Here is a 19,591-nt window from a genome sequence, read left to right as displayed (position 1 = left end):
GGCGCAGTGTTGCCCCATGGAAAACGTGAACTTCCCCAGCAACGGACTGACCATCGCCGGCCACCTGCACCGTCCGGAAGGGACGCCGAAGGGCGCGGTCGTCGTCGGCCATCCCGGCACCGGCGTCAAGGAGCAGGCCGCGGGCCTCTACGCGAAGCTGCTGGCCGAGCAGGGCTTCCTGGCGCTCGCGTTCGACGCCGCCTACCAGGGCGAGAGCGAGGGCCTGCCGCGCGGCCAGGAGGACCCGGCCCAGCGGGTCGAGGACATCAGGGCGGCCGTGACGTTCCTGGAGACCCAGGACGCCGGCGACATCGGCGTGCTCGGCATCTGCGCGTCCGGCGGCTACGGCCTGGCCGCCGCGTCGACCGACCAGCGGATCAAGGCGCTGGCCACGGTCAGCGGCGTCGACATCGCCCGCCAGTTCCGGTACGGCGCCGACGGCACCCAGGACCCCGCGGTGTTCCAGGGCATGCTCGCCGTGGCGGCGACGAGCACCGGCTCGTTCCCGCTCTTCCCCGCTGAGCTGGCGCACGCCACCGGGCACGCCTTCGAGGGCTGGGACTACTACATGACCCCGCGCGGCGAGCACGAGCGTTCGGCCAAGGAGCTGACGTGGAGCAGCATCGGCCGCATCGCGATGTTCGACGCCCACGCCGCGCTCGGCCTGTACACCCGGCCGCTGCTGCTGGTCGTCGGCGATCGCGCGGTCACGTCCTGGATCGCCGTCGACGCGTTCCAGAAGGCCCAGGGTCCCAAGGAACTGCACTGGGTCGAGGGCGCGACGCACGTCGACCTTTACGACCGCAGGGCTCCCGAGGCCGCTGCAAAGGTGGCGGAGTTCTTCTCAAGCCAGCTCCAGCACGACCTTCACGTCACCCGGACATGACTCGAAGGCCTCCGCGTAGGACGACAGCGGCACCCGCCTGGTGATCATCGCCGAGAGCCAGGCGTCGTCCGCCCGATCGAGCATCGCGGAGGCCTCGGCGGTGAACGCGGCTAACTTCCCCTCAGCGCTTCGTGCTGCTGCTGTGAGGAAGTGCTGCCTGCATGACGTCCACCCCGAGGTCCACCCCGGACTCGTCCGACGCGATGCGCCGGCACACCGAGCTGTCCGAGGGCACCGCCGCCTGGGCCCGCACCCGCGGAACCGGTCCCCCGCCGAACGCCCTGCCACCGCTAGTCGATCACGCCGGTTACCGGGTGGCTCAGGAAGCGCTCACCAACGCACTGCGCCACTCCGACGCCACGCGGATGGACCTGCACCTCCACCACACGCCGGACGCCGTCGTGATCACCGTGGCGGACAACGGTTCCACCACTCCCGCCGAGCCGGCCGACGGTACCGGGTTGCGCGGTCTCCGAGAACGGGCCCGGCTGCTCGGCGGCACCCTGCGGATCGAGCCGAACCAGCCCAGCGGCTGGGTCGTCGAAGCCCGTCTTCCACTGCGGGAGGGTCGATGATCCGCACATTGGTCGCCGACGACCAGGAGCCCGTGCGGTGGGCACTGCGCCTGATCCTCGACGCCGAGCCGGACATCGAGGTGGTCGACGAGGCCGGTGACGGCGCCGAAGCCGTCGAGAAGGCCCGGTGGCGAGGCGTGGACGTGGTGGTGCTCGACATGCGGATGCCCAGAATGGACGGGTTGGCGGCCATCCGCCGGATCACCGAGTCGGTCAACCCCGCGCCCGCCGTCGTCGCGCTGACCACGTTCGACGTCGACGAGTACCTGTTCGGCGCGCTCCAGGCGGGCGCGGCGGGCTTCGTGCTCAAGGACAGCGACCCGGCGTTGCTCGTCGACGCGGTCCGCGCGGCCTCGAAAGGACAGGGGCTGATCGACCCGCAGGTCACCCGCCGCACCATCCGCCGGCTCACGCGGATCGCGCCCCGGCACGCACCAGCCGAGCTGAACCTGCTCACCCCGCGAGAGCAGGAAGTGCTGATGCAGGTGGCGCGTGGCCTGAGCAACGCCGAGATAGCCCGTGCCCTCACCGTCGGCGAGGGCACGGTCAAGACCCACGTGGCACGCGTGCTCGCCAAGCTCGGCCTGCGCACCCGCGTCCACCTGGTGATCTTCGCCTACGAGCACGGCCTCGTGGATCCGTCCTGACGAGGATCATCTGGTGACGAGGTCTCGTGCCTTCATCACGACCGGCGGCGGCCCGCCCTCGTAGTCGTAGTTGCTCAGGATCACCGTCACCCACTCGCTGTCGGGGTACATCTGGAAGTCGGTCGATGTGCCGCGGTTGCCACCGCCGTGGCCCGTCACCCACTGGTTGTTGACCAGCAGGGTCATTGGGCCGTAGCACTGGAAGGCGACGGGCGGAACCGCGGGCGACGGGCCCTTCGGCGGCGGAAGCGGCACCTTGCCGCCGAGCGTGATACCGGTGAAGGCGCGGTCGAGCAGCTTCGAACCCTGCACCGCGCAGGCGAAACGTGCCATGTCGGCGCACGTGGTGAAGGCGTCACCGGCGGGCGTGCCCACGTACAGCCGTTCGTCGATGGTGTCGGCGCGGCCGCCGGACGGTTGCCTCGCGTAGGGGTGAGCGAGGCGAGGGTCGGTGTGCCACTGAGTTCTGGTGTAGAAGTCCGTGGTCGTCATGCCGGCCGGCCGGAGCACGTGCTCGCGAACGTAGTCGTAGTAGGTCTTTCCGGACGCTTGGGCCACGATCGCGCCCAGCAGGTGGTAGCCGGCGTTGCTGTAGCTGAACCCGGCTCCTGGCGCGAACGCGAGCGAGGAGCGCCTGATGTAGTCCGTCGTCCCGTTCATCACTTGGTCGGTGTCGGTCCAGGTGAGTGCTTCCCGCAGGTAGCCGGGCATCGTGAAGGGGTCGCCGAGGCCGGACGTGTGGGTGAGGAGGTGGTGGACCTTCACCGTGTCGGCGATCTCGGTGGGAAAGCCGCTGACATACGTGCCCAGCGTGCTCTCGTACGAGATCTTCCTGGCTTGGGCGAGCTGGGCGATGGCGACAGCCGTGAAGAGCTTCGTGATCGAGGCCATGGCGAACAGGGTGTCCGGGCCGTTGGGCGCGGCGTCGTTCGCCCGGCCGTAGGACCTGGCCAGCACGGGGCGTCCTTTGTGGACCAGCAGCAGGCTGCCGGAGAACGCGTCCTTGGCCGCCTGTTCTCTGACGAACTGGTCGAACGCTCGGATGTCGGCGGGTGTCGCGGCGGAGGCAGCACCGGTTGCGGGGAAGGCGCCGGTGGCGAGCACCGCTCCTGAGGCGCCGAGCATGCTCAGCACTGATCGACGTGTCGTGGTCACGGCGGAAGGTCTACCGATCACCGGCGATCGAGGACCGATGGCCGGTCCATACGTGATCCATATGCGGCGGGCAGGACACTGGCCGGATGCGGGTGCTGCTGGTCGAGGACGAGCGACCGTTGGCGAAGTACGTCGCGGCGGGCCTGCGCAGGCACGGGTTCGCGGTCGATGTCGCGTTCGACGGGCGTACTGCATTGGACAAGTGCGTGGTCACGCCGTACGACGTCGTCGTGCTGGACAGGGATCTGCCTGTGGTGCACGGGGACGCGGTCTGCCGCGAGCTCGCCGAGCACGGTGAGGCGCGGGTCCTGATGCTCACCGCCTCCGGCACGGTCGAGGACCGGGTCGAGGGGCTCACCCTGGGCGCCGACGACTACCTGGGCAAGCCCTTCGCGTTCTCCGAGCTCGTCGCCAGGGTGCGGGCGCTGTCCCGCCGCAGCGCACGCGCGACGCCGCCGGTCCTGCGCGCCGGTGACGTGGTGCTCGACCCCGCGCGGCGCACCGCGGAGCGCGCTGGCCTGCTCCTGCACCTGACGCCCAAGGAGTTCGGCGTGCTCGAACAGCTGCTCGCCGCCGGCGGTACGGTGCTGAGCGCGGAGACGTTGCTGGACAAGGTGTGGGACGAGCACGCCGACCCGTTCACCAACGCGGTCCGGATCACCGTCGGCACGTTGCGGCGCAAGCTCGGCGACCCGCCGCTCATCGAGACCGTGACGAGCGCCGGCTACCGGACCGTCACGTGACCGCCCGCGCCCGGCTCACGATCCTTTACACCGCACTGGTTATCGCCGCCGGCATCCTCCTGACCGGTCTCACCTACCTGCTGATGCGCAGGAACGCCGGCCACCGGAAGTCAGTCGTCATCCTGACCCCGTTGCCGCAGGGCGGTGAGCTGCCTCCACTGCCGCCAGGAGAGGTCAAGGAGATCACCCTCGCCGACTTCATCACCCAGTCCGCGATCGCGCTCACGGTGGTGACCGTGCTCGCCGCGGTACTGGGCTGGCTGGTCGCCGGGCGGGTGCTGCGCCCCATCCGCACGATCTCCGCGACCGCGCGACGCCTCTCCGCGGAGACGCTGTCCGAGCGGATGCCGGTCACCACACCCGCCGACGAGCTCGCCACCCTGGCCACCACGATCAACGGGATGCTGGACCGCATCCAGGAGGGCGTCACCGAACGCGACCGCGTGCTCGCGAGCCAGCGCCTGTTCACCGCCAACGCCGCCCACGAGCTGCGCACCCCGCTGACCACCATGCGCACCGCCATCGACGTCACCCTCGACAGCGACCCCGGCATCGAGGAACTGCTGGCCATGATCGGCGACGTCCGGGCCGCCGTCGAACAGAGCCAACGCACCCTCGACGGACTGCTGGCGCTGGCCCGCAGCCAGACGGGAACCGGCCACCGGCACCACGTGGACCTCGCCCAGACCATGGCGAACTGCCTCGACGGCGTCACCCTCACCGTGCGAACCGACCTGCGACCGGCGCCGGTCCGCGGCGAACCGGTTCTGCTGGAACGCATGTGCGGCAACCTGGCCGACAACGCCGTGCGCCACAACCGTTCCGGCGGCCACGTCGAGGTCGCGACCGGCGTGGCGCACGGGTCGGCGTTCCTGCGCATCGGGAACAGCGGCGCACTCGTGTCGCCGGACGTCCTCAGCCAGCTGCGCGAACCGTTCGTGCGCGGCGACGGCGAGCGGATTCACACCGATCGCGGCATCGGGCTCGGTCTGTCCATCGTGGATGCGATCGTCGCCGCGCACCAAGGCGAGATGACCATCAGCGCCCGCCCGGCCGGCGGGCTGGACGTCACGGTCCTCCTCCCGTCCGCCACGACGCCGGCGAAGTGATCCGTCAGCGGCGACGCGACCAGAGCTGATATTCGCCAAAAGGGTTGTACCGGAAATTTCCCGGTACAACCGCAGCGGCGACCGCGGCCCTGACAGCGACGTCCTGGCCGTGCTGCGCGGTCTCCTCGACCCTGTGGGGTGCCAAAACTAGACCTGGTGGTCTGACCTGCGCCTCAGGCCGCCGCGGGTTCGTGCTCGTTGATCAAGCCGCCGAGTACTCGCCGACGACGAACGGCGCCGCTGCCTGATTCTGTGAGCGGGTAATCGGGTCGTGGTGGAGTGTGGTCCCGCGCTCTGTGTGGCCGTCGGTGGTTGTAGTGGGACACGTAGCGGTTCAGCACTGACGTCAGGTGATGCTCGTTGATGACGAGCAGCCGGTCTGTGAGCTCTCGTCTGAGAGTGCCGACAAACCGCTCGGCGTAGCAGTTGGCCCGCAGACATCGCGGCGGAATCTTCACGACGTCGATGCCGGCGTCACTGAGAACAGAATCAAACGACGCCGTGAACTGGCCCGCCCTGTCACGAACCAGGAATCGAACGTCGTTCGCCCGATCGTCAAGCGTCATAAGGAAGTTGCGAGCCTGCTGAGTGTCCACAGCCCGTCAGGGTTAGAGGTGGTCCCGAGTATATGGACGTAGCGGGTGCCGACCTCCATCACGAAGAATGAACCGTCACGGATTTGAGAACCGCTTCCGTTCTTGAGGACGATGGGTCGTCATCATGTCGAAGCGTTACCCGCCCGAAGTTCGCGAGAAGGCCGTGCGCCTGGCCCTTGAGCGACTCGATGAGTACGAGTCTCCGTACGCCGCCGCCAGGCCGATCGGCCCATGGTCGATGTGCACTACGAGACGTTGCGGGTGTGGATCAAGAAGGCCCTCGCGGAGGGCTCCCGGCCTGCCGCACAGCCGTCACAGGGACTGCCGCCGGCCGAGCGTGAGGAGTTGCTGCGGCTGCGGAAGGAAGTCCGGGATCTCAAGCAGGCCGACGAGATCCTGAAGCTGGCCTCGGCCTTTTTCGCGCGGGAACTCGATCCGCGGCACCACTGATCGTCGGCTTCATCGACGAGTACCGCCAGGTCTACGGCGTCCAGTCAATCTGTGACGTGCTCACCGAGCACGGAATCCAGATCGCGCCCAGGACCTATCGCAAGGCCCGCCGCCGACCACCGTCGGCCCAGGATGTCACCGATGCCTACGTGGAGAACGCCCTGCGCGACCTGCGGGGCAAACCAGAGCAGATGTACGGGCGCCGCAAGATGACCCATTACCTGCGTCGTCAGGGTCACGACGTGGCGTTCTGCACCGTGGACCGGATCATGCGCAGACTCGGCCTCAACGGCGTGGTCAGAGGCCGCAAGCAGCGCACCACGATCCCGGTCAAGGATGGCATACGCGCCGCGGACAGGCTCAACCGCGACTTCACCGCGACCGCGCCGAACCTGGTCTGGGTCACTGACTTCACCTACGTTTCCACGTGGGCCGGGTGGGCCTACGTGGCGTTCGTGTTCGACGCCTACTCCCGCGCGATCGTCGGCTGGACCGCGTCCAACTCGAAGACGACCGCGCTGGTGTCCAAAGCACTCAACATGGCCGTGTGGCGCCGTGATCATTACGGCTACCCGGTCGAGCCCGGACTGATCCACCACTCGGATGCCGGCAGTCAGTACACGTCGGTGAAGTTCACCGAATCCCTTTCCCTGCAAGGACTCTCGGCGTCTATAGGCTCGGTGGGTGATGCCTACGACAACGCTCTAGCGGAGTCGATCATCGGCTTGTTCAAAACTGAGGTAGTCAACCGGCACGGCCCGTTCAAGACCCTCGCCGAGGTCGAGTTCGCGCTCATGGAATGGGCAGACTGGTACAACAGGTTGTCCATGAGCTTTTCGTTGCAGCAAGGAAGACTTGACGCTTTGTCGCATGTGTGAGCCGCAGAAGTCAGCGGTCCACCCCCGTTCGACGTCCGCTGGAACGCGTCTGGAAGCAGGGCGCTGCCATCGTGGTTCGGACAAGCCCTGTGTAGCTGGCGACGGTCGGCGTCACCGCTGACCGTCGCTCTCGCTGGCTGGCTGGCACCGGTCGCCGCGGCCGCGTTCGCCGTCATGGTGGGGCGGAAGCTCGCAGGGCGGTTGCCGACGCACCGGATCCAAGTGTGTCGCCAGCGCGGTGTTCGGCGTGATCGCCCTGGCTCAGGTGTTCTGGAGGTCACAGGGCACGGCAGGTCCTGAGGTAGCTGAGGAATGAGGCCTGCAGGCCGGTCACGTGCGTTTCGCGCAGCACCTCGCTGGTGACGGTCGCGCCGCGGGAGGTGAGGCGGTGCAGGACGGTGGCCGCGTTCTTCGTGAGGTTCTGGTAGATGGGTACGTTCCCGAGGAGCTCCCGGTCGTTGAAGGTCACGTGGAGCTTGGCCGGCTGGTCGCCCAGTTCCTGGATCTGGGTGAAGACCTGGCTGCCCGCGCTGGCGACGCCGGGGCTGCCGGCTCCGATGCTCTCGAAGAGCGTGGTGCCGGTGAGCCAGGCGTAGAGGCTGAAGAGTCCGCCGTAGGAGTAGCCAAAAAGTCCGTGACCTCTCGTGGCCGTGCTGTAGTCGCGTGCGATCCGGGGGTGCAGTTCGTCGGTGAGGAAGCGCAGGAACGCGTCGCCCTGGGTGTCGCGCAGTTCGTCGAGATAGGCGTCGGCTTGCTCGCGGGTCATCGCGCCCGCCTGGACTCCCATCTCCACGGCGTCGAGGAACTCCTGGGCGACGGGCTCACCGGGTGGCACGAGGTCCCTGTTACGCAGTCTGGCCCAGTGCTCCGCTTCCTCGCCGGCGTAGCCGACGCTGACCTGGATGTACGGCTTGATCTTCTGCATGGGGTCCTGCTGGCTGACGATGAGCGGGGCCGTCTGGCCCACCGTCCAGTTGCCGTCGAGCACGTACACGACGGGCGGCTGCGTTGTGGCGGGGTCATAGCGTGGAGGCGTGGTGACCCAGACGCCGTAGTCGTGCCCACGGCTGGAACGCAGCTCAAAGTAATCGGTGTCGGCGAGGCAGCCGTGCCACATGGTGCTCATCGAAGGTCCTTCACGTCCTACAAGCCCTCCGGCCGGTTTTCCAATGGATAAATCCCTTTTCCAATGGATAAACTAGGGGGGTGGTTCTGTCAAGCACGGCACGCAACGGCGATGCACGCGAGCGCCTCCTGGCGCGGCTCCTCGACGTCTTCGACGACGGCCTTCCGCCACCGGAGACGTCACTCCGCGAGATCGCTGCCCGGACCGAGACCAGCCACGCGCTCATGCGGTACCACTTCGGGTCGCTCACGGGCGTCCTGGCAGCCATGCTCGGGGCGCAGCGGAACCGCGACAACGAAGCGCTGTTCAGGACGGCCGAGCAGGGGACATTCGACGACCTCGTCCTGGCGATTTGGCGGGCCTACACCCGCCCGGAGCAGCTGTCGCGTATCCGCGGGTTCTTCCACGTCGTGGGGCTGGCCGCCTACAGCCCGGACGACTTCCGCGAGTTCATCTCGTCGCTGGACGACCTCACCAGGATGCTGGCCTCGCTGGCGGAGCGCGAAGGGCTCGGCGCCGGGGAAGCCCTGACGAGGGCCACGGTCGTCATCGCCGCGATCCGTGGCCTGCTGCTGCAGGAGGTTCTGACGCCGGGGGCGTGCTCGGAGGACGCGGTCGCGTTGATCCTGGGCATGGGCATGGGCGGGGAGCGGTCCGGTCAACGAGCATGCCCAGGGGCTTGAACTCGGACGCGCCCCGGCCCGCTGGGCCAGGACGCGGGGGCCTGCTGGCAGGTTCGCGAGCCCGGCAGGGCCGAACACGGCCAGCCGCCGCCGTACGGCGCCTGAGGTCAGGTCCGGCCGGCCCAGTGCCATGCCGGCGACGACGAACGCCATCCAGGGGATCGTCGGGTAGAAGCCGGTCAGCACGAGGTCCAGCACGCCCGCGCCGCCGATGCGGTCGAGCGGGTCGCAGGCCTTGAGCGCGGCCTGGACCGACTTGAGGCCGAGGGCCAGCGGTGGCAGGACTACGGCGAGTGCGGCAGCGATGATCGCGAGGGTCTTGGCGCTCAGGCGCCAGCAGTGGCAGGGCCAGCAGGAAGTAGAGGGCGTAGAAGGAGAGGATCACCACGCCGCCGAAGAACATCGCCATCACGGTGCCCAGCGCGAGCAGGATCACGGCGCGGATCGCGATGAGCGGAACCCGTAGACCGGTTCCATCACCTGTCCGGTGATGTCCAGACCCGCTGCAGGGGTCTGCCGTTCAGCACGCGCGAGATTTCTGGCGGTCAGCACCAAGCTGAGGGCCTGCACCGGCCGTTTCATCCAGACCGCCTGGACCGCCAGCACTACCAGTCGATCTACGGCCTTCTCCCAGGGCCGAGAGCTCGCAGCCAGCGCGGACGTCCACTCCAAGAGTCGCGTCGCGGTCTTCACGTCTCCGACGGCAATACCGTGCTGCAGCAGACCGGTCAAAGCTCGCGTTCTATCCGGAGTCTCTGCGATACAGCGCGCCACCCGTGCCGCTCGAAAAGTCATCGCTGCAGCTCAAGCGGCATACCTGTACTCGTTGATTACCCCACCGAGGATCCGCGCACGAAGTGGTCGGCCACCAGGGCCATCGAGATCATGCGCCGACGCGGATTGTTCTTGGCTGCCTGGAGCGGAATCCGAAGCCGCTTCAGCACACGACGAACAGTCGACGCCGCCGTCCGGTAGCCGAGCTTGAGCAGCTCACCTTGGATACGGCGGTAACCCCACCCGGTGTTCTCACGCGCCATACGCTCGATCAACGCCACCACGGTCTCATCGACCCGCGGGCGACCACTCCGGTTCGGGTAGATCCACTTCTTGGCGACCAGGCGCCGATGCCAACCGCAACACGGTGTCTGGGAACATCAACCGGTGCTCTCGCAGCCACACCGGTAGCCGCCGCACCAACACGGCCAGCACCGCACAACCAGCCCAATCCAGCCGAGGACGGCGCTGACCTCGACGCAACACCTTGACTTCGTGCCGCAACACCAGCAACTCGACGTCCTTGGCCGCTGAGAACCGGCCGCGCAGGACCAGCCAAACACCCAGCCGGACAAAGACAAGGTGCAGCAGTCGCAGCGCCACGCCCACGATCATGCCCTCAGGACGACAACACCTGATCACCGCAGCTCAGCGTCTCAGTGCCGAGTTCTGGCACCCCACAGCCGATACCTTCCCAACGTGTGGGGCGATCTCACCGCATCCCGCTCGGGCGGCTCCCCTTCAGTCAGACTCTTCTGCCCTCTCCACCGCATTTCCCGCCGCGCACACTCCGCGCGATGTCGTAGGCGCGTAAGGTACTGCGCCGACTGCGACTTCGAGTACGACATGTACTTGGGAGACAAGGCTTCGAGCCTCGCGCAGCAGTACGCGGAGGACTATGCGGATCTGCTGTGCGACGACCGGGAGGGCCTCCGCACCCGCACCCTGCCGGAGGTCTGGTCACCGATCGAGTACGCCTGCCACGTTCGCGACGTCATGCTGGTCCAACGGGAACGGCTGCTCGCAGCCCGGCGCAGCGACGGTCCGGTCACCGAGCCCATGGGACGCGCGTGCTGGACCTGCTCGGACACGGCGACTGGGAGCGCACGCTCACCGTTCCGACCCGTAAGCGTCGAGCGTTCTGTGCGCTGGGTCGCGGTGCACACCTTGCACGAGCTGCAGCACCACCTGCTGGACTTCCGCCGCCGGCTGGACCGGTCACCTCGATGACGAACTGACCACAGGACGCGGGTCGGCCCAGCGGAACCGGTCGATGAGAGCGGCAAGGGCCGGCACTCGGTTCAGCAGGGAGAACACGCCGTACCCCAGCACACCGCCGACCACGTTGAAGAACAGGTCGTTCACGTCGGCCAGGTGACCACCGTTCCCGAGGTTGCTGCCGAAGAACTGGCTCATCTCGATCACCGCGCTGAACGCCGTTGACGCGACCAGCACACGCCACCACGAAGGTTTGGCCAGGAGCAGCGGCACAAGCATGCCCACAGGCACGAACACCAGGATGTTCGTCACCGCGTCAATGACGGAGTAGCCGTTGATCAGACCGAAGTAGACCTTCCATTGCGATTCTCTCGCCGGCGCGCTCAAGTAGATCGGGAACACCGTGTTCGCAACAACTCCGGCGACGTACACGCAGAGCGCGAGAGCGACACAGGCACGCGGCACTGTGAGACGGCCACGCCGGTGCAGGACCCACAGCAACACCAGAAAGACCACCGCCGCCACGGGAATCACCACCGGAAGCACCGGCACAGGGTCGAACACGTCCACTTCGCATCGAGTCCTTTCAGGATTCACCGCACGGTCTTGGAACATCAGGGGCGATCGTCCTACGGGCCGACCACATGTCCGGCCACCAACTCCCTTTTACGTAAATCTCTACCCTTTCAGCGAATGCACCGTCTCGAATGGTCACCCGATGGGGTCAGCGCGTGCCCCTGCAACAGCACCACTTCGGCTCCTCACGCGAGCGGGTTGTCACGGCCTCGCGATCGAGGGGATGACGTCGAGCGAGACGTGTCCAGCTCGGCGGTCGCCACGACGTGGCGCAGCTGTGTGCGCAGCACGCTGCCCGGTGCGGAGCGTCGGCGACATCAACCGACACCGCCCTCGGGTTTGCAGCGGCCAGGCCGTGGTGTTGCGCGACTTGCGCGTCGTGGTCGAGCGGCGATACCTACCCGGTCCGGACTCGCGTCCGTCGCGGCGGACGTGCTCCAGGTCTGCACGTTCTCCTATGCCATCGAGCCGATCATGCGATGGTGCAGCTTCCATCGCAAGCCAGCAGATTTGGACCATCGAGGCCGTCGAACCGACAGCAGCCGTGGAGCCGGCTCGCATCCGTGTGCGGACGCAGCCCCAGAACGTCGTCCGGGTGGACGAGAATGGTCCCACGTGGTCCGGCTGACACCATGACCTGAGCGTTGTCCGGCAACGGCTCGAGCGGCGGCCCGAACGGGTCAGGGTCGAGGACGAATGTGCCCTGGCGTACTCGCGGCTGGGGGTCTGCATGCTCGTCGCTGGTTCCCGCGTCACCTGGGAATGGGATCTCGACGAGATCGACCGTCACCATCACCCCGCAGGCCCCACAGGAAAATGCCGTCATCGCCCCAGGTTCGCAGGTCAACGCCCTCACGTCGTCCGATTTTCGAACTCCTGAGGTCCTGCCGCCTCGCGACAGCAGGACCTCCGCCGGAAGAGAGCCCGTTCACACCGTCCGGTCAGGTGTTCGCCCGGTCAGCACCGTTTTTCATTGACCTGGCTGAAGTGTGGCGACCGAGCAGGTCGGCGCGACGTTCCAGCGGTTGCCGGTGGAGATGATCGACGGCGGAAAGCCGCCCGGCGCACGCTGTGAGCACTGCAGTGAGCGGGTGGCACCGCGCGACGAGTTGAGCGCGACTGTGACGCCGCGGAACGGTTCGGGCCGTGAGTCGAGCCGGACCGCCGCGAAGTAGGGACTCGCGCCGGTCACCGTGTTGCCGGTGATCATCGCGTCCTCGATCGGGCCGGTGATGCCCTGCAGCGTGATTCCGGAGCCGTCGGGGGCCGCTTCGGTGAACGTGATGTCGTTGTCGCGAATGCCGATCTCGTGCACCGAGTCGCCGTAGATCGCGTCCGCGTTGCCGTCCGCGACGATCGTGTTGCCGGCCACCGTCACCTGGGCCGGGATGCCGCCGCTGTGCGGCGTGATCCGGATGCCAGGACCGGACACGCCGTGGCGCCGGATGATGTTGCCGGTGATCTTGTTCCGGGTGGCGATGTTCTGCGAGTCGATGACTCCGCCTCCGGTCCCCGCCGTGACGTCGAACGTGTTGCCGGTGACGACGACGTCCTCGGTCCGGTAGAGGGCGAGTCCCTTGCCGCCGAAGGTGTTTCCGGTGATCGTGACGTGCCGGTAGGTCGACAGCGCGACGCTGGAGGTCACCCTCGAGTCGGCGAAGGAGTTGCCCTCCAGCCGCAGGCCGTCGTCCCAGTCACCGCCGGTGGCCTCCCCGTCGAAGGCGGTGTCGCCGATCTGCTCGCCGAAGTGGTTTCCCAGTACCGCCAGCGAGAACACGTTGCGCTGCACGCCGATCCCGGAGCGCGCGCAGCTGACGAACGACCCGCCCGTGATCGTCACGCGCCTGACCGCCGTGGCCTGGGTGTTGCCGAGCAGCCGGATGCAGTCGCCCTTGCGTGCACCGGGCGTCGACGGATGGGCGAAGACCACGTCGCGCACCGTGACGTCCGTGACCGGCATCGAGCAGGTTCCGTTCGCCGTCGTGCACACGCCGGAGCCGATCGCGATCGCATGGGTCTGCTCGTCGGTGTTGGTCGTCGCCGAGGTGTCGATCCTCAGCCGCTCCACGGTGATGTCACTCGCCCCGGGGTCGAGCGAGAGCACCGACACCGCGCCCGCCTGCTGGTCTCCCGCCAGTTCGAGCACCGTGCCCGGCCCGGTGCCGCTGAACGTCACGCGCGCACCGTGCGTGGACAACGCCGCGGCCCGGTTGTAAGACCCCACCGGCGCGCGGGTCACCCGCCAGCGCCCGCTCCCCAGACACACCGTGCCACCTCCCGCGGCGCTCGCCGCGTCGATGGCGGCCTGGATGGGCACCCGGTCGTCCGTACCGTCGTCAGGCACGGCACCGAAGGCCACCGGGTCGAAACACCCGCCGGCCCCCGAACCGGCCTTGGATCCAGCCGCCTGGACGGCGACCGCGGTCCCGATGGACAACGTGGCGATCGCGGCCGTCACCAGCAGCACCCGTCGTTTGCTCCGATTCACGCGCACTCCCGTTCCTGGAAGGGATGGACGAAAGTCGAGTCGGCTGCCATCGAGCGTTCGCCGTGTCCCCCGGCGGGTGACGCAGCCGGCATCGTCCATGCGGTCACCGTCGCAGGCCCCGTCGACAGTTCGTCGACAGTCCGTTGATGGACGATTCCCGCCGTGAACGCGTGATCACTTGAGTGCTCGGCCACCCGATGGCGGCTCGATTCGTGATCGCACCAGGCCGCGATCCAGCAGACGTGGGCAATGCAGTCTCTAAGTAGCCGCTGACCGTGCGAGTCTCCGCTATCTCGTCAACGAGTTCGACGGCATCGTTCAGACTGCTGGCCAGCCGTATTCTCCCGGATAAGAGCGTAGTCAGGGCGCGCCAGTTCGCCGCAGAGCGACCCGCGACGCAGCGATGTCCACGGACTCGTCATCAGCTGTCGGCCACATGATTGTGCGTGGCTAGGGTTTCGGATCTGCTCCGAATACCGGGATCCGGACCAGCTGGTATGTCCAGTTGTGTTCGGACGGCGGTGTACAACAGCTCCGGCTCAGGCTCCTCACGTACAAGTCGTCATCTCGCCGATTCTCCAACACGCGCGACGACGAGCGTCTTGACCGCCTCGCGTATCAGGTTGCAAGACATCTCATCTTTCGGGACAAAGAGGGAATTGTCGTCACCTCGCACCTCCGGATGCCGCTCACGTCTCGGCTGTTCAGCGGCATTTGGTCGCCCTGACAACTCTCGGGTATGGACATCGGTGAGATCGAAGGCTGAAAATTCATCATATGTCCTGGCTCTCCTGTGCGCTGGACATCAGGGTGCGCAGGAGAGCCAGTCTCCAGACATAGGAGTTTGCGTGATGGACCTGCCCATCGACCGCAGGCGCTTCCTCACCGCCGCCACGCTGACCGCCGGGGCCGCCGCGCTGCCCGGTGGGTTGCTGTCCGGCGCGGCAGCGGTGGCCGCACCACCGCAGATCACCCTTCCCGAGCGGGGTGTCTACGACACCAGCCCGGCCCCGTCCTGGACGGACGGTTTCCTGACTGGCAACGGCGAGTACGGCGCCACGCTGTACGGCGCGCCGACGCTGGAGAAGGTGATCGTCAACTATCACCGCCTCGTGCTGCCCAACGGCTCCCGATCGCTCACCCCGCCAGTGCTTTCGGGACGCCTGCAGGGTGCCCGAGACAAGGCGCTCGCCGGTGACTACGCCGGTGCGAACCGGGACTTCGCGGCCGGCTGGTCGCTGCGCTGGACCCAGACCTACCACCCGGCGTACGAGCTTCGGATCGCGGCGCCGGACATGACCACGGCCAACGACTACGGCCGCGTGACCGACTTCCGTACCGGCGAGGTCATCGCCAGCTGGACCGACAGCTATGGCACGTGGACCCGCCGAGCGTTCGTCTCCCGCGCCGACCACGTGATCGTCCACGAACTGGCGCCTGCGCCCGGCCGGACGATCGACGTAACACTGAGCGTGCACACCGCGCTGGACGGAGTGCCCGGCAGCATGGGCTTCACGACCCGGGCCACCGTGGGCAACGGTTCCGGCTACCTGAACCTGCGCGGCACCTATCCCTCCGGGCAGGGCGCGTTCGGCTATGAAGGCGTCACGCGCGTCGTCCCGACCGGAGGCACCGTCTCCGCCAGCGGGCCCACCATTGTCGTGTCCAGAGCGACGCGGCTGCTGCTGCTCACCAAGCTCGACCGGTACGAGACGCCGAACGCGTGGGATTCCCAGCCGCTGCACGCGGCGCTGGCCGCGGTCGACACCGATTACACCGCGCTGCGTTCACGGCACACCGCGGTCCACACCAGCTGGTACGACCGCTCCCGGCTGGACCTCAACGTCTCCGGCGCCGACCGGAGACTGTCGGTCAGTGAGCTGATCACCCGGCAGAACAACAACAAGAGCGTCATCGACATCGCGCTGCTGGAGCGTCTCTACGACTCGGGCCGGTACCTCTTCATCAGCTCCAGCGGGATCCTGCCGCCGCGGCTGACGGGGATCTGGACCGGCACATGGACCGGTGCCTGGGCCGACGACTTCACCACCGACGCCAACATCAACCTCCAGGTCGCCGGCGGCAACATCCTCGACACGACCGAGGCCATGCAGGGGTACTTCAACCTGGTCCTCGGCCAACTCGGCCACTGGCGCACCAACGCGCGGAACCTCTACGGCGCCCGTGGTTTCCTCGCCCCGTCCCGCACCGACGGCGAGTACGGCCACATGCTCCACTTCGACACCGGCTTCCCCGGCCAGACCTGGACCGGCGGCGCCGACTGGCTGCTCCACCCGCTCATCGAGTACTGGGAGGTCACCGGCGACCAGGCGTTCCTGCGGGACAAGCTCGGTCCCGCGCTCATGGAACTGGCGCTGTTCTACGAGGACTTCCTGACCCGAACCGACTCGGGCGGCAAAGTCGTGTTCGTACCGTCGTTCTCGATGGAGAACGCCCCCGGCAACACCCGCGTGTTGCTGTCCGTCAACGCCACCGGCGACATCATGGCCGGCAAGCACGCCCTCCAGGCCGCCATCTCCGCGGCCAACGCGCTCGGAGTGGAGCAGGGCGCCGGCCAGGGCGTGCAGCGCTGGACGGCGTTGCTCAGGAAACTGCCCGCGTACCGGATCAACGGGGACAACGCGCTGGCGGAGTGGTCCTGGCCGAGCCTGGGCGACAACTACAACCACCGGCACGTCCATCACCTGTACGGAGCCTGGCCACTGCACGAGATCAACCCCGAAGACCGGCCCGAGCTGATCACACCCGCGCTGCGGGCACTGGAACTGCGTGGCGACGAGAACCTCTCCGCCCACGGGAGCCTGCACCGGGCACTGGCCGCCGCCCGGCTCAAGGACGGCGGGAAGGTCTACGCCAACCTCCGCAAGATCATCGGCAACAACATGGTCTTCCGGTCGCTGATGACATCGCACAACCCGAACCTGCAGACCTACAACGCGGACGCCGCCCATGCGATCCCCGGTGTACTGGCCGAGGCGTTGCTCTACTCCCGGCCCGGCGTGCTGGAGATCCTCCCGGCCCTGCCCGGGCAACTGGCCAAGGGCTCGATCACCGGCGTACGAGCGCGTGGCCAGATCCGGATCCACAGTCTCAGCTGGGACCTGTCCGCCCGCACGGCAACGCTTTCCGTGACCTCGGCGATCGACCAGGACGTCACGCTGATCAGCCGCCGGGGCATGACGTCCGTGACCACCTCCGCGCCCATCACCACGTCACCGTTGGGGTCCTACGCCAGAATCGTGTCGCTGACGGCGGGCCGGCGCGTCGATGTCACCGTCGCGCTGCAGAGCGGGTACGTGCGACTGGTCAACCGGCGCAGCGGCAAGGTTCTTGACGTCACCGGCAACGGAACGGCCGACGGCGTCAAGGTCGTCCAGTGGACCTGGTCCGGCGGCGCCAACCAGCAGTGGCAGCTTCTGTCCAATCCGGACGGCTCGGTCCGCCTGGTCAACCGCAACAGCGGCCGACTGCTCAACAGCCCGAGCGGAGCGAACCAGGGAACCCAACTGGACCAGTGGCAGGACACCAACAGCGACAACCAGTGGTGGAACCTCGCCGACACCGGTGACGGCTACCACCGGCTCGTCAACGTACGCACCGGTCTGTGCGCGGACGTGGAGAGCGGCTCGACGAACGACAACGCCCGCGTGATCGGATGGCCCGCCAACACGGGCACCAACCAGCAGTGGCAGATAGTCGACGGATGACCCGAACGGCCCGATCAGCCAGAATTGACCGGTGATGTCCGGGACGCTCGTCGGGGGCGCGCGGAGGCCGCGGCACAGGCCCTCAAAGGCATCACCGACAAAGACGGTCACGCGGTGAGCGTGGTGGTCGCCGCGGCCGTGAAGGAGTTCGAGCAGCTCGAGGGTGACGGTGACGAACGCCGGAGTTCTGCCTGACCAGGTGTTCAATGCGTGAGTGGACGTTTGATCCTGATCTCCTCCCCCGCAGATCAGCGCGGTGCCCTCGGCCAGGCGAACAAGGCTGGCGTCGTCATGATGGCCTCTGGGTGAGCGACGGCGGACGCCACAATCCGGCCCAGCTTGTCGAGCTGCACGCCGATCCGCTCGTTCGGTGCGGAGACGTTGAGCGCGGCGACGACCCGGGACGTGAAGTTGTACACCGGGATCGATGCGGCAACCACCCCTCGGTCCAGCTCCTCGTCGGAGGTGGCGTAGCCGTGCTCGCGAACCTTTGAGCTCTGCCAGCAACGTGTCCAGGTCCCTGATCGGGGTGTCCGCGGGTGGAGGTCTCGGCAGAACGGCGAAGAGGGAGCACGCGCTCGACAGGCTGGGGACGGTCCTGCCCAACGTCTGTTCGAACAGACGTCACTCATGATCAAACAGGGTCTCGTCCAGCCGCTCGGAGGTCAAAACTCGGGCTAGGCGCTCGCATAGCGCAACAACACCACGCCCGACTTGAACTGCCGAGTCTCCTGCAGGGCCAGGCGGATGTCCGCCGACTCGAACAGCCGTGCACCGTGACCGATCACCACCGGATACACGAAGAGCCGGTACTCGTCGACGATGTCCGCGGCAATGAGCGACTGCACCAACTGAATGCTTCCGGTGACGACGACGTCCCCACCAGGTCGATCTTTGAGAGCCTGCACTTCGTCGAGCAGTGGACCACGCAACACTGTCGTGTTATCCCAACCCGGATCGTCCATTGCATTGGCAATGACGTACTTGCTGACCCGGTTCAGGTAGTCCGACACGCCGGTGGGATCTTCGGACTGCTTCGGCCAGAACTCGCGGAAGGCTTCGAAGGTGTTGCGACCCAGGAGAAGGGCATCAGCTGCCGCGCGCTGTTCCGCGATCACCTCGTTGATGTCGGACTGGTCGACCTCAGCTCCCAACGGATCGAACCACCCGCCGGCCAGATCAACGATCCCGTCGAGCGTGATGTTCTCCGTGACGACAAGTTTCCGCATGCCATTACCCTGCCAACGGACGGCGTCCTCAAGCAACCGACCGACGCGTACGCCAAACTGCCCCTGGCATCAGTGCCGCGGCCGGACTGGAACCCTGCCGACATCGCAGGAGCCCTCGAACTCGTCCTGGCTGGAGGAAACGACGTAGAACGCAACGCTGGTGTTCCCCCCAGCGTTGGGCCGGACGAGACCGGTGATCCCGCCTGGACGTCCACCTTCGCTGGCGTGGGCCGCAGGACGAGCCAGGCCGTGCAGTGGGAACTCCCGGGAGGAGCACGCGAGCCGGGCGAGACATCGCGTCAGGCCGCAGTCCGGGAGCTGCGCGAGGAAACTGGCCTCCACGAAGTGGAACCAGACGGCGTCGCGGTAGCCGAGTTCGATCTAACCAGCCCTGACCGGCACGAGCTCCTCGCCAGATGTCTGCTTCACTTCGGGCGGCCCAGAACCTTTTCGTTGCCTGCGAAGAGTTCGACGAGGAAGTAGAACGCACACCTGCCAGTGTCGCCGCCACCGTCGGTGCCGCTGACCACGACTGGATCGATGTTGTGCTCCAGCTCGACGCCCAGGGTGTCCGGGCGGCTCGCGCGCCGGTACACGAACGGGTTGGGACATAGCGGCAGGCTCGGCTCCCCGGTTCTGAGCTGCGGCCCTCGTCCGTGCGATATGCCTTCTGTTCGAGGATCACGTCGGACGCCGCCACGTTCAGCACCGCGCCGTCGATCGTGACCCA

24 protein-coding genes and 1 pseudogene are annotated in these 19,591 nt (G+C 67.3%); 12 read left to right on the top strand and 13 right to left on the bottom strand.

Annotated elements, in window-relative coordinates:
* The first annotated feature begins 16 nt into the window (after positions 1-16).
* Complete coding sequence (locus B0F77_RS15745; RefSeq protein WP_086663628.1) at positions 17-886, top strand: alpha/beta hydrolase; 870 nt, start codon at positions 17-19, stop codon at positions 884-886.
* Here the strand turns inward: B0F77_RS15745 and B0F77_RS50545 are convergent.
* Entirely contained in the window at positions 845-970 is a 126-nt protein-coding gene (locus tag B0F77_RS50545; protein WP_281252517.1) for a hypothetical protein, read from the bottom strand. The two genes, B0F77_RS15745 and B0F77_RS50545, sit on opposite strands and share 42 nt — an antisense overlap.
* Positions 971-1,047: 77 nt before the next feature.
* On the opposite strand from B0F77_RS50545, the gene B0F77_RS15740 reads away from it, so the two are divergent.
* Together B0F77_RS15740 and B0F77_RS15735 are read left to right on the top strand one after the other, a co-directional pair.
* Positions 1,048-1,461 carry a sensor histidine kinase gene (locus B0F77_RS15740; protein WP_086663627.1) on the top strand — a complete coding sequence of 138 codons (414 nt, stop codon included), beginning with the start codon at positions 1,048-1,050 and terminating at the stop codon, positions 1,459-1,461.
* Positions 1,458-2,108 carry a response regulator transcription factor gene (locus B0F77_RS15735; protein ID WP_086663626.1) on the top strand — a complete coding sequence of 217 codons (651 nt, stop codon included), beginning with the start codon at positions 1,458-1,460 and terminating at the stop codon, positions 2,106-2,108. Before B0F77_RS15740 ends, B0F77_RS15735 begins: the two co-directional genes overlap by 4 nt.
* A 6-nt stretch (positions 2,109-2,114) precedes the next feature.
* Here B0F77_RS15735 and B0F77_RS15730 read toward each other — a convergent pair whose 3' ends face one another.
* A complete protein-coding gene (locus B0F77_RS15730) occupies positions 2,115-3,263 on the bottom strand; it encodes a serine hydrolase domain-containing protein (protein WP_086663625.1) in 1,149 nt (382 codons plus the stop codon).
* 86 nt (positions 3,264-3,349) lie between these two features.
* On the opposite strand from B0F77_RS15730, the gene B0F77_RS15725 reads away from it, so the two are divergent.
* Positions 3,350-4,006: a response regulator transcription factor gene (locus B0F77_RS15725; RefSeq protein ID WP_086663624.1), complete on the top strand. Its 657-nt coding sequence runs from the start codon at positions 3,350-3,352 to the stop codon at positions 4,004-4,006.
* Positions 4,003-5,115 carry a sensor histidine kinase gene (locus B0F77_RS15720; RefSeq protein WP_086663623.1) on the top strand — a complete coding sequence of 371 codons (1,113 nt, stop codon included), beginning with the start codon at positions 4,003-4,005 and terminating at the stop codon, positions 5,113-5,115. The genes B0F77_RS15725 and B0F77_RS15720 overlap by 4 nt, the downstream gene beginning before the upstream one ends.
* 173 nt (positions 5,116-5,288) lie before the next feature.
* Here the strand turns inward: B0F77_RS15720 and B0F77_RS15715 are convergent, their stop codons facing one another.
* On the bottom strand, positions 5,289-5,711 hold the full coding sequence (locus tag B0F77_RS15715) for an integrase core domain-containing protein (RefSeq protein ID WP_245848235.1): 423 nt from the start codon (positions 5,709-5,711) through the stop codon (positions 5,289-5,291).
* Positions 5,712-5,942: 231 nt separating this feature from the next.
* Between B0F77_RS15715 and B0F77_RS15710 the strand changes: the two genes are divergently transcribed.
* Together B0F77_RS15710 and B0F77_RS15705 are read left to right on the top strand one after the other, a co-directional pair.
* Positions 5,943-6,161, top strand: coding sequence for a hypothetical protein (locus B0F77_RS15710; RefSeq protein ID WP_086663622.1), 219 nt, complete (start codon positions 5,943-5,945; stop codon positions 6,159-6,161).
* A complete protein-coding gene (locus B0F77_RS15705; protein ID WP_143466745.1) occupies positions 6,158-7,039 on the top strand; it encodes an IS3 family transposase in 882 nt (293 codons plus the stop codon). Before B0F77_RS15710 ends, B0F77_RS15705 begins: the two co-directional genes overlap by 4 nt.
* A 277-nt stretch (positions 7,040-7,316) precedes the next feature.
* On the opposite strand, the gene B0F77_RS15700 is transcribed toward B0F77_RS15705, so the two are convergent.
* Positions 7,317-8,165, bottom strand: a complete 849-nt coding sequence (locus B0F77_RS15700; RefSeq protein ID WP_086663620.1) for an alpha/beta hydrolase — start codon at positions 8,163-8,165, stop codon at positions 7,317-7,319.
* A gap of 80 nt (positions 8,166-8,245) precedes the next feature.
* On the opposite strand from B0F77_RS15700, the gene B0F77_RS15695 reads away from it, so the two are divergent.
* Positions 8,246-8,848, top strand: coding sequence for a TetR/AcrR family transcriptional regulator (locus tag B0F77_RS15695; RefSeq protein ID WP_086663619.1), 603 nt, complete (start codon positions 8,246-8,248; stop codon positions 8,846-8,848).
* Positions 8,849-9,280: 432 nt separating this feature from the next.
* On the opposite strand, the gene B0F77_RS47120 is transcribed toward B0F77_RS15695, so the two are convergent.
* The 3 genes from B0F77_RS47120 to B0F77_RS15685 form a co-directional block, all read right to left on the bottom strand.
* Positions 9,281-9,580, bottom strand: coding sequence for a hypothetical protein (locus B0F77_RS47120; RefSeq protein ID WP_143466744.1), 300 nt, complete (start codon positions 9,578-9,580; stop codon positions 9,281-9,283).
* Between the two features lie 98 nt (positions 9,581-9,678).
* Positions 9,679-9,903: a hypothetical protein gene (locus tag B0F77_RS49765; protein ID WP_245848232.1), complete on the bottom strand. Its 225-nt coding sequence runs from the start codon at positions 9,901-9,903 to the stop codon at positions 9,679-9,681.
* Positions 9,904-9,910: 7 nt separating this feature from the next.
* Positions 9,911-10,225 (bottom strand): hypothetical protein, encoded by a 315-nt coding sequence (locus B0F77_RS15685; RefSeq protein ID WP_245848229.1) that lies wholly within the window; start codon positions 10,223-10,225, stop codon positions 9,911-9,913.
* Between the two features lie 243 nt (positions 10,226-10,468).
* Here B0F77_RS15685 and B0F77_RS15680 point away from each other — a divergent pair, with 243 nt between their 5' ends.
* Positions 10,469-10,852, top strand: coding sequence for a DinB family protein (locus B0F77_RS15680; RefSeq protein WP_086663618.1), 384 nt, complete (start codon positions 10,469-10,471; stop codon positions 10,850-10,852).
* Here the strand turns inward: B0F77_RS15680 and B0F77_RS15675 are convergent.
* From B0F77_RS15675 to B0F77_RS15670, 3 genes are all read right to left on the bottom strand, one after another.
* On the bottom strand, positions 10,841-11,410 hold the full coding sequence (locus B0F77_RS15675; RefSeq protein WP_211293817.1) for a VanZ family protein: 570 nt from the start codon (positions 11,408-11,410) through the stop codon (positions 10,841-10,843). The genes B0F77_RS15680 and B0F77_RS15675 overlap by 12 nt on opposite strands.
* A gap of 478 nt (positions 11,411-11,888) precedes the next feature.
* Complete coding sequence (locus B0F77_RS47115; protein ID WP_143466743.1) at positions 11,889-12,242, bottom strand: hypothetical protein; 354 nt, start codon at positions 12,240-12,242, stop codon at positions 11,889-11,891.
* 144 nt (positions 12,243-12,386) lie between these two features.
* A complete protein-coding gene (locus B0F77_RS15670; RefSeq protein WP_245848224.1) occupies positions 12,387-13,904 on the bottom strand; it encodes a right-handed parallel beta-helix repeat-containing protein in 1,518 nt (505 codons plus the stop codon).
* A gap of 851 nt (positions 13,905-14,755) precedes the next feature.
* Here B0F77_RS15670 and B0F77_RS15665 point away from each other — a divergent pair.
* A complete protein-coding gene (locus B0F77_RS15665; protein WP_086663616.1) occupies positions 14,756-17,632 on the top strand; it encodes a glycosyl hydrolase family 95 catalytic domain-containing protein in 2,877 nt (958 codons plus the stop codon).
* A 24-nt stretch (positions 17,633-17,656) separates the two neighbouring features.
* Positions 17,657-17,827: a hypothetical protein gene (locus B0F77_RS47860; protein WP_158102705.1), complete on the top strand. Its 171-nt coding sequence runs from the start codon at positions 17,657-17,659 to the stop codon at positions 17,825-17,827.
* A 53-nt stretch (positions 17,828-17,880) separates the two neighbouring features.
* Here B0F77_RS47860 and B0F77_RS50540 read toward each other — a convergent pair whose 3' ends face one another.
* Together B0F77_RS50540 and B0F77_RS15655 are read right to left on the bottom strand one after the other, a co-directional pair.
* On the bottom strand, positions 17,881-18,264 hold the full coding sequence (locus B0F77_RS50540; RefSeq protein ID WP_086663615.1) for an IclR family transcriptional regulator domain-containing protein: 384 nt from the start codon (positions 18,262-18,264) through the stop codon (positions 17,881-17,883).
* A 45-nt stretch (positions 18,265-18,309) separates the two neighbouring features.
* Positions 18,310-18,861, bottom strand: a complete 552-nt coding sequence (locus tag B0F77_RS15655) for a dihydrofolate reductase family protein (RefSeq protein ID WP_086663614.1) — start codon at positions 18,859-18,861, stop codon at positions 18,310-18,312.
* A 252-nt stretch (positions 18,862-19,113) separates the two neighbouring features.
* Between B0F77_RS15655 and B0F77_RS49755 the strand changes: the two are divergent.
* Positions 19,114-19,275 (top strand): annotated as a pseudogene (locus B0F77_RS49755) (NUDIX hydrolase); the annotation flags it as partial.
* Positions 19,276-19,286: 11 nt separating this feature from the next.
* Here the strand turns inward: B0F77_RS49755 and B0F77_RS48690 are convergent.
* A complete protein-coding gene (locus tag B0F77_RS48690; protein ID WP_169730936.1) occupies positions 19,287-19,457 on the bottom strand; it encodes a hypothetical protein in 171 nt (56 codons plus the stop codon).
* Positions 19,458-19,591 lie beyond the last annotated feature (134 nt).

The organism is Lentzea kentuckyensis (genome assembly GCF_002150765.1).
In the GTDB taxonomy this organism is placed as follows: domain Bacteria; phylum Actinomycetota; class Actinomycetes; order Mycobacteriales; family Pseudonocardiaceae; genus Lentzea; species Lentzea kentuckyensis.
The sequence above is the reverse complement of the archived record's forward strand: the minus strand, read 5'-3'. Positions and strand labels throughout refer to the sequence as shown.

Bases quoted from the DNA above. Each gene is read 5' to 3' on its own strand.
- B0F77_RS15740 (WP_086663627.1), top strand. From the start codon at position 1,048: ATGACGTCCACCCCGAGGTCCACCCCGGACTCGTCCGACGCGATGCGC.
- B0F77_RS15710 (WP_086663622.1), top strand. From the start codon at position 5,943: ATGGTCGATGTGCACTACGAGACGTTGCGGGTGTGGATCAAGAAGGCC.
- B0F77_RS47115 (WP_143466743.1), bottom strand. From the start codon at position 12,242: ATGACGGCATTTTCCTGTGGGGCCTGCGGGGTGATGGTGACGGTCGAT.
- B0F77_RS15665 (WP_086663616.1), top strand. From the start codon at position 14,756: ATGGACCTGCCCATCGACCGCAGGCGCTTCCTCACCGCCGCCACGCTG.
- B0F77_RS15655 (WP_086663614.1), bottom strand. From the start codon at position 18,861: ATGCGGAAACTTGTCGTCACGGAGAACATCACGCTCGACGGGATCGTT.
- B0F77_RS50545 (WP_281252517.1), bottom strand. From the start codon at position 970: ATGCTCGATCGGGCGGACGACGCCTGGCTCTCGGCGATGATCACCAGG.
- B0F77_RS15735 (WP_086663626.1), top strand. From the start codon at position 1,458: ATGATCCGCACATTGGTCGCCGACGACCAGGAGCCCGTGCGGTGGGCA.
- B0F77_RS15725 (WP_086663624.1), top strand. From the start codon at position 3,350: ATGCGGGTGCTGCTGGTCGAGGACGAGCGACCGTTGGCGAAGTACGTC.
- B0F77_RS15700 (WP_086663620.1), bottom strand. From the start codon at position 8,165: ATGAGCACCATGTGGCACGGCTGCCTCGCCGACACCGATTACTTTGAG.
- B0F77_RS50540 (WP_086663615.1), bottom strand. From the start codon at position 18,264: ATGAGTGACGTCTGTTCGAACAGACGTTGGGCAGGACCGTCCCCAGCC.
- B0F77_RS15680 (WP_086663618.1), top strand. From the start codon at position 10,469: ATGTACTTGGGAGACAAGGCTTCGAGCCTCGCGCAGCAGTACGCGGAG.
- B0F77_RS15745 (WP_086663628.1), top strand. From the start codon at position 17: ATGGAAAACGTGAACTTCCCCAGCAACGGACTGACCATCGCCGGCCAC.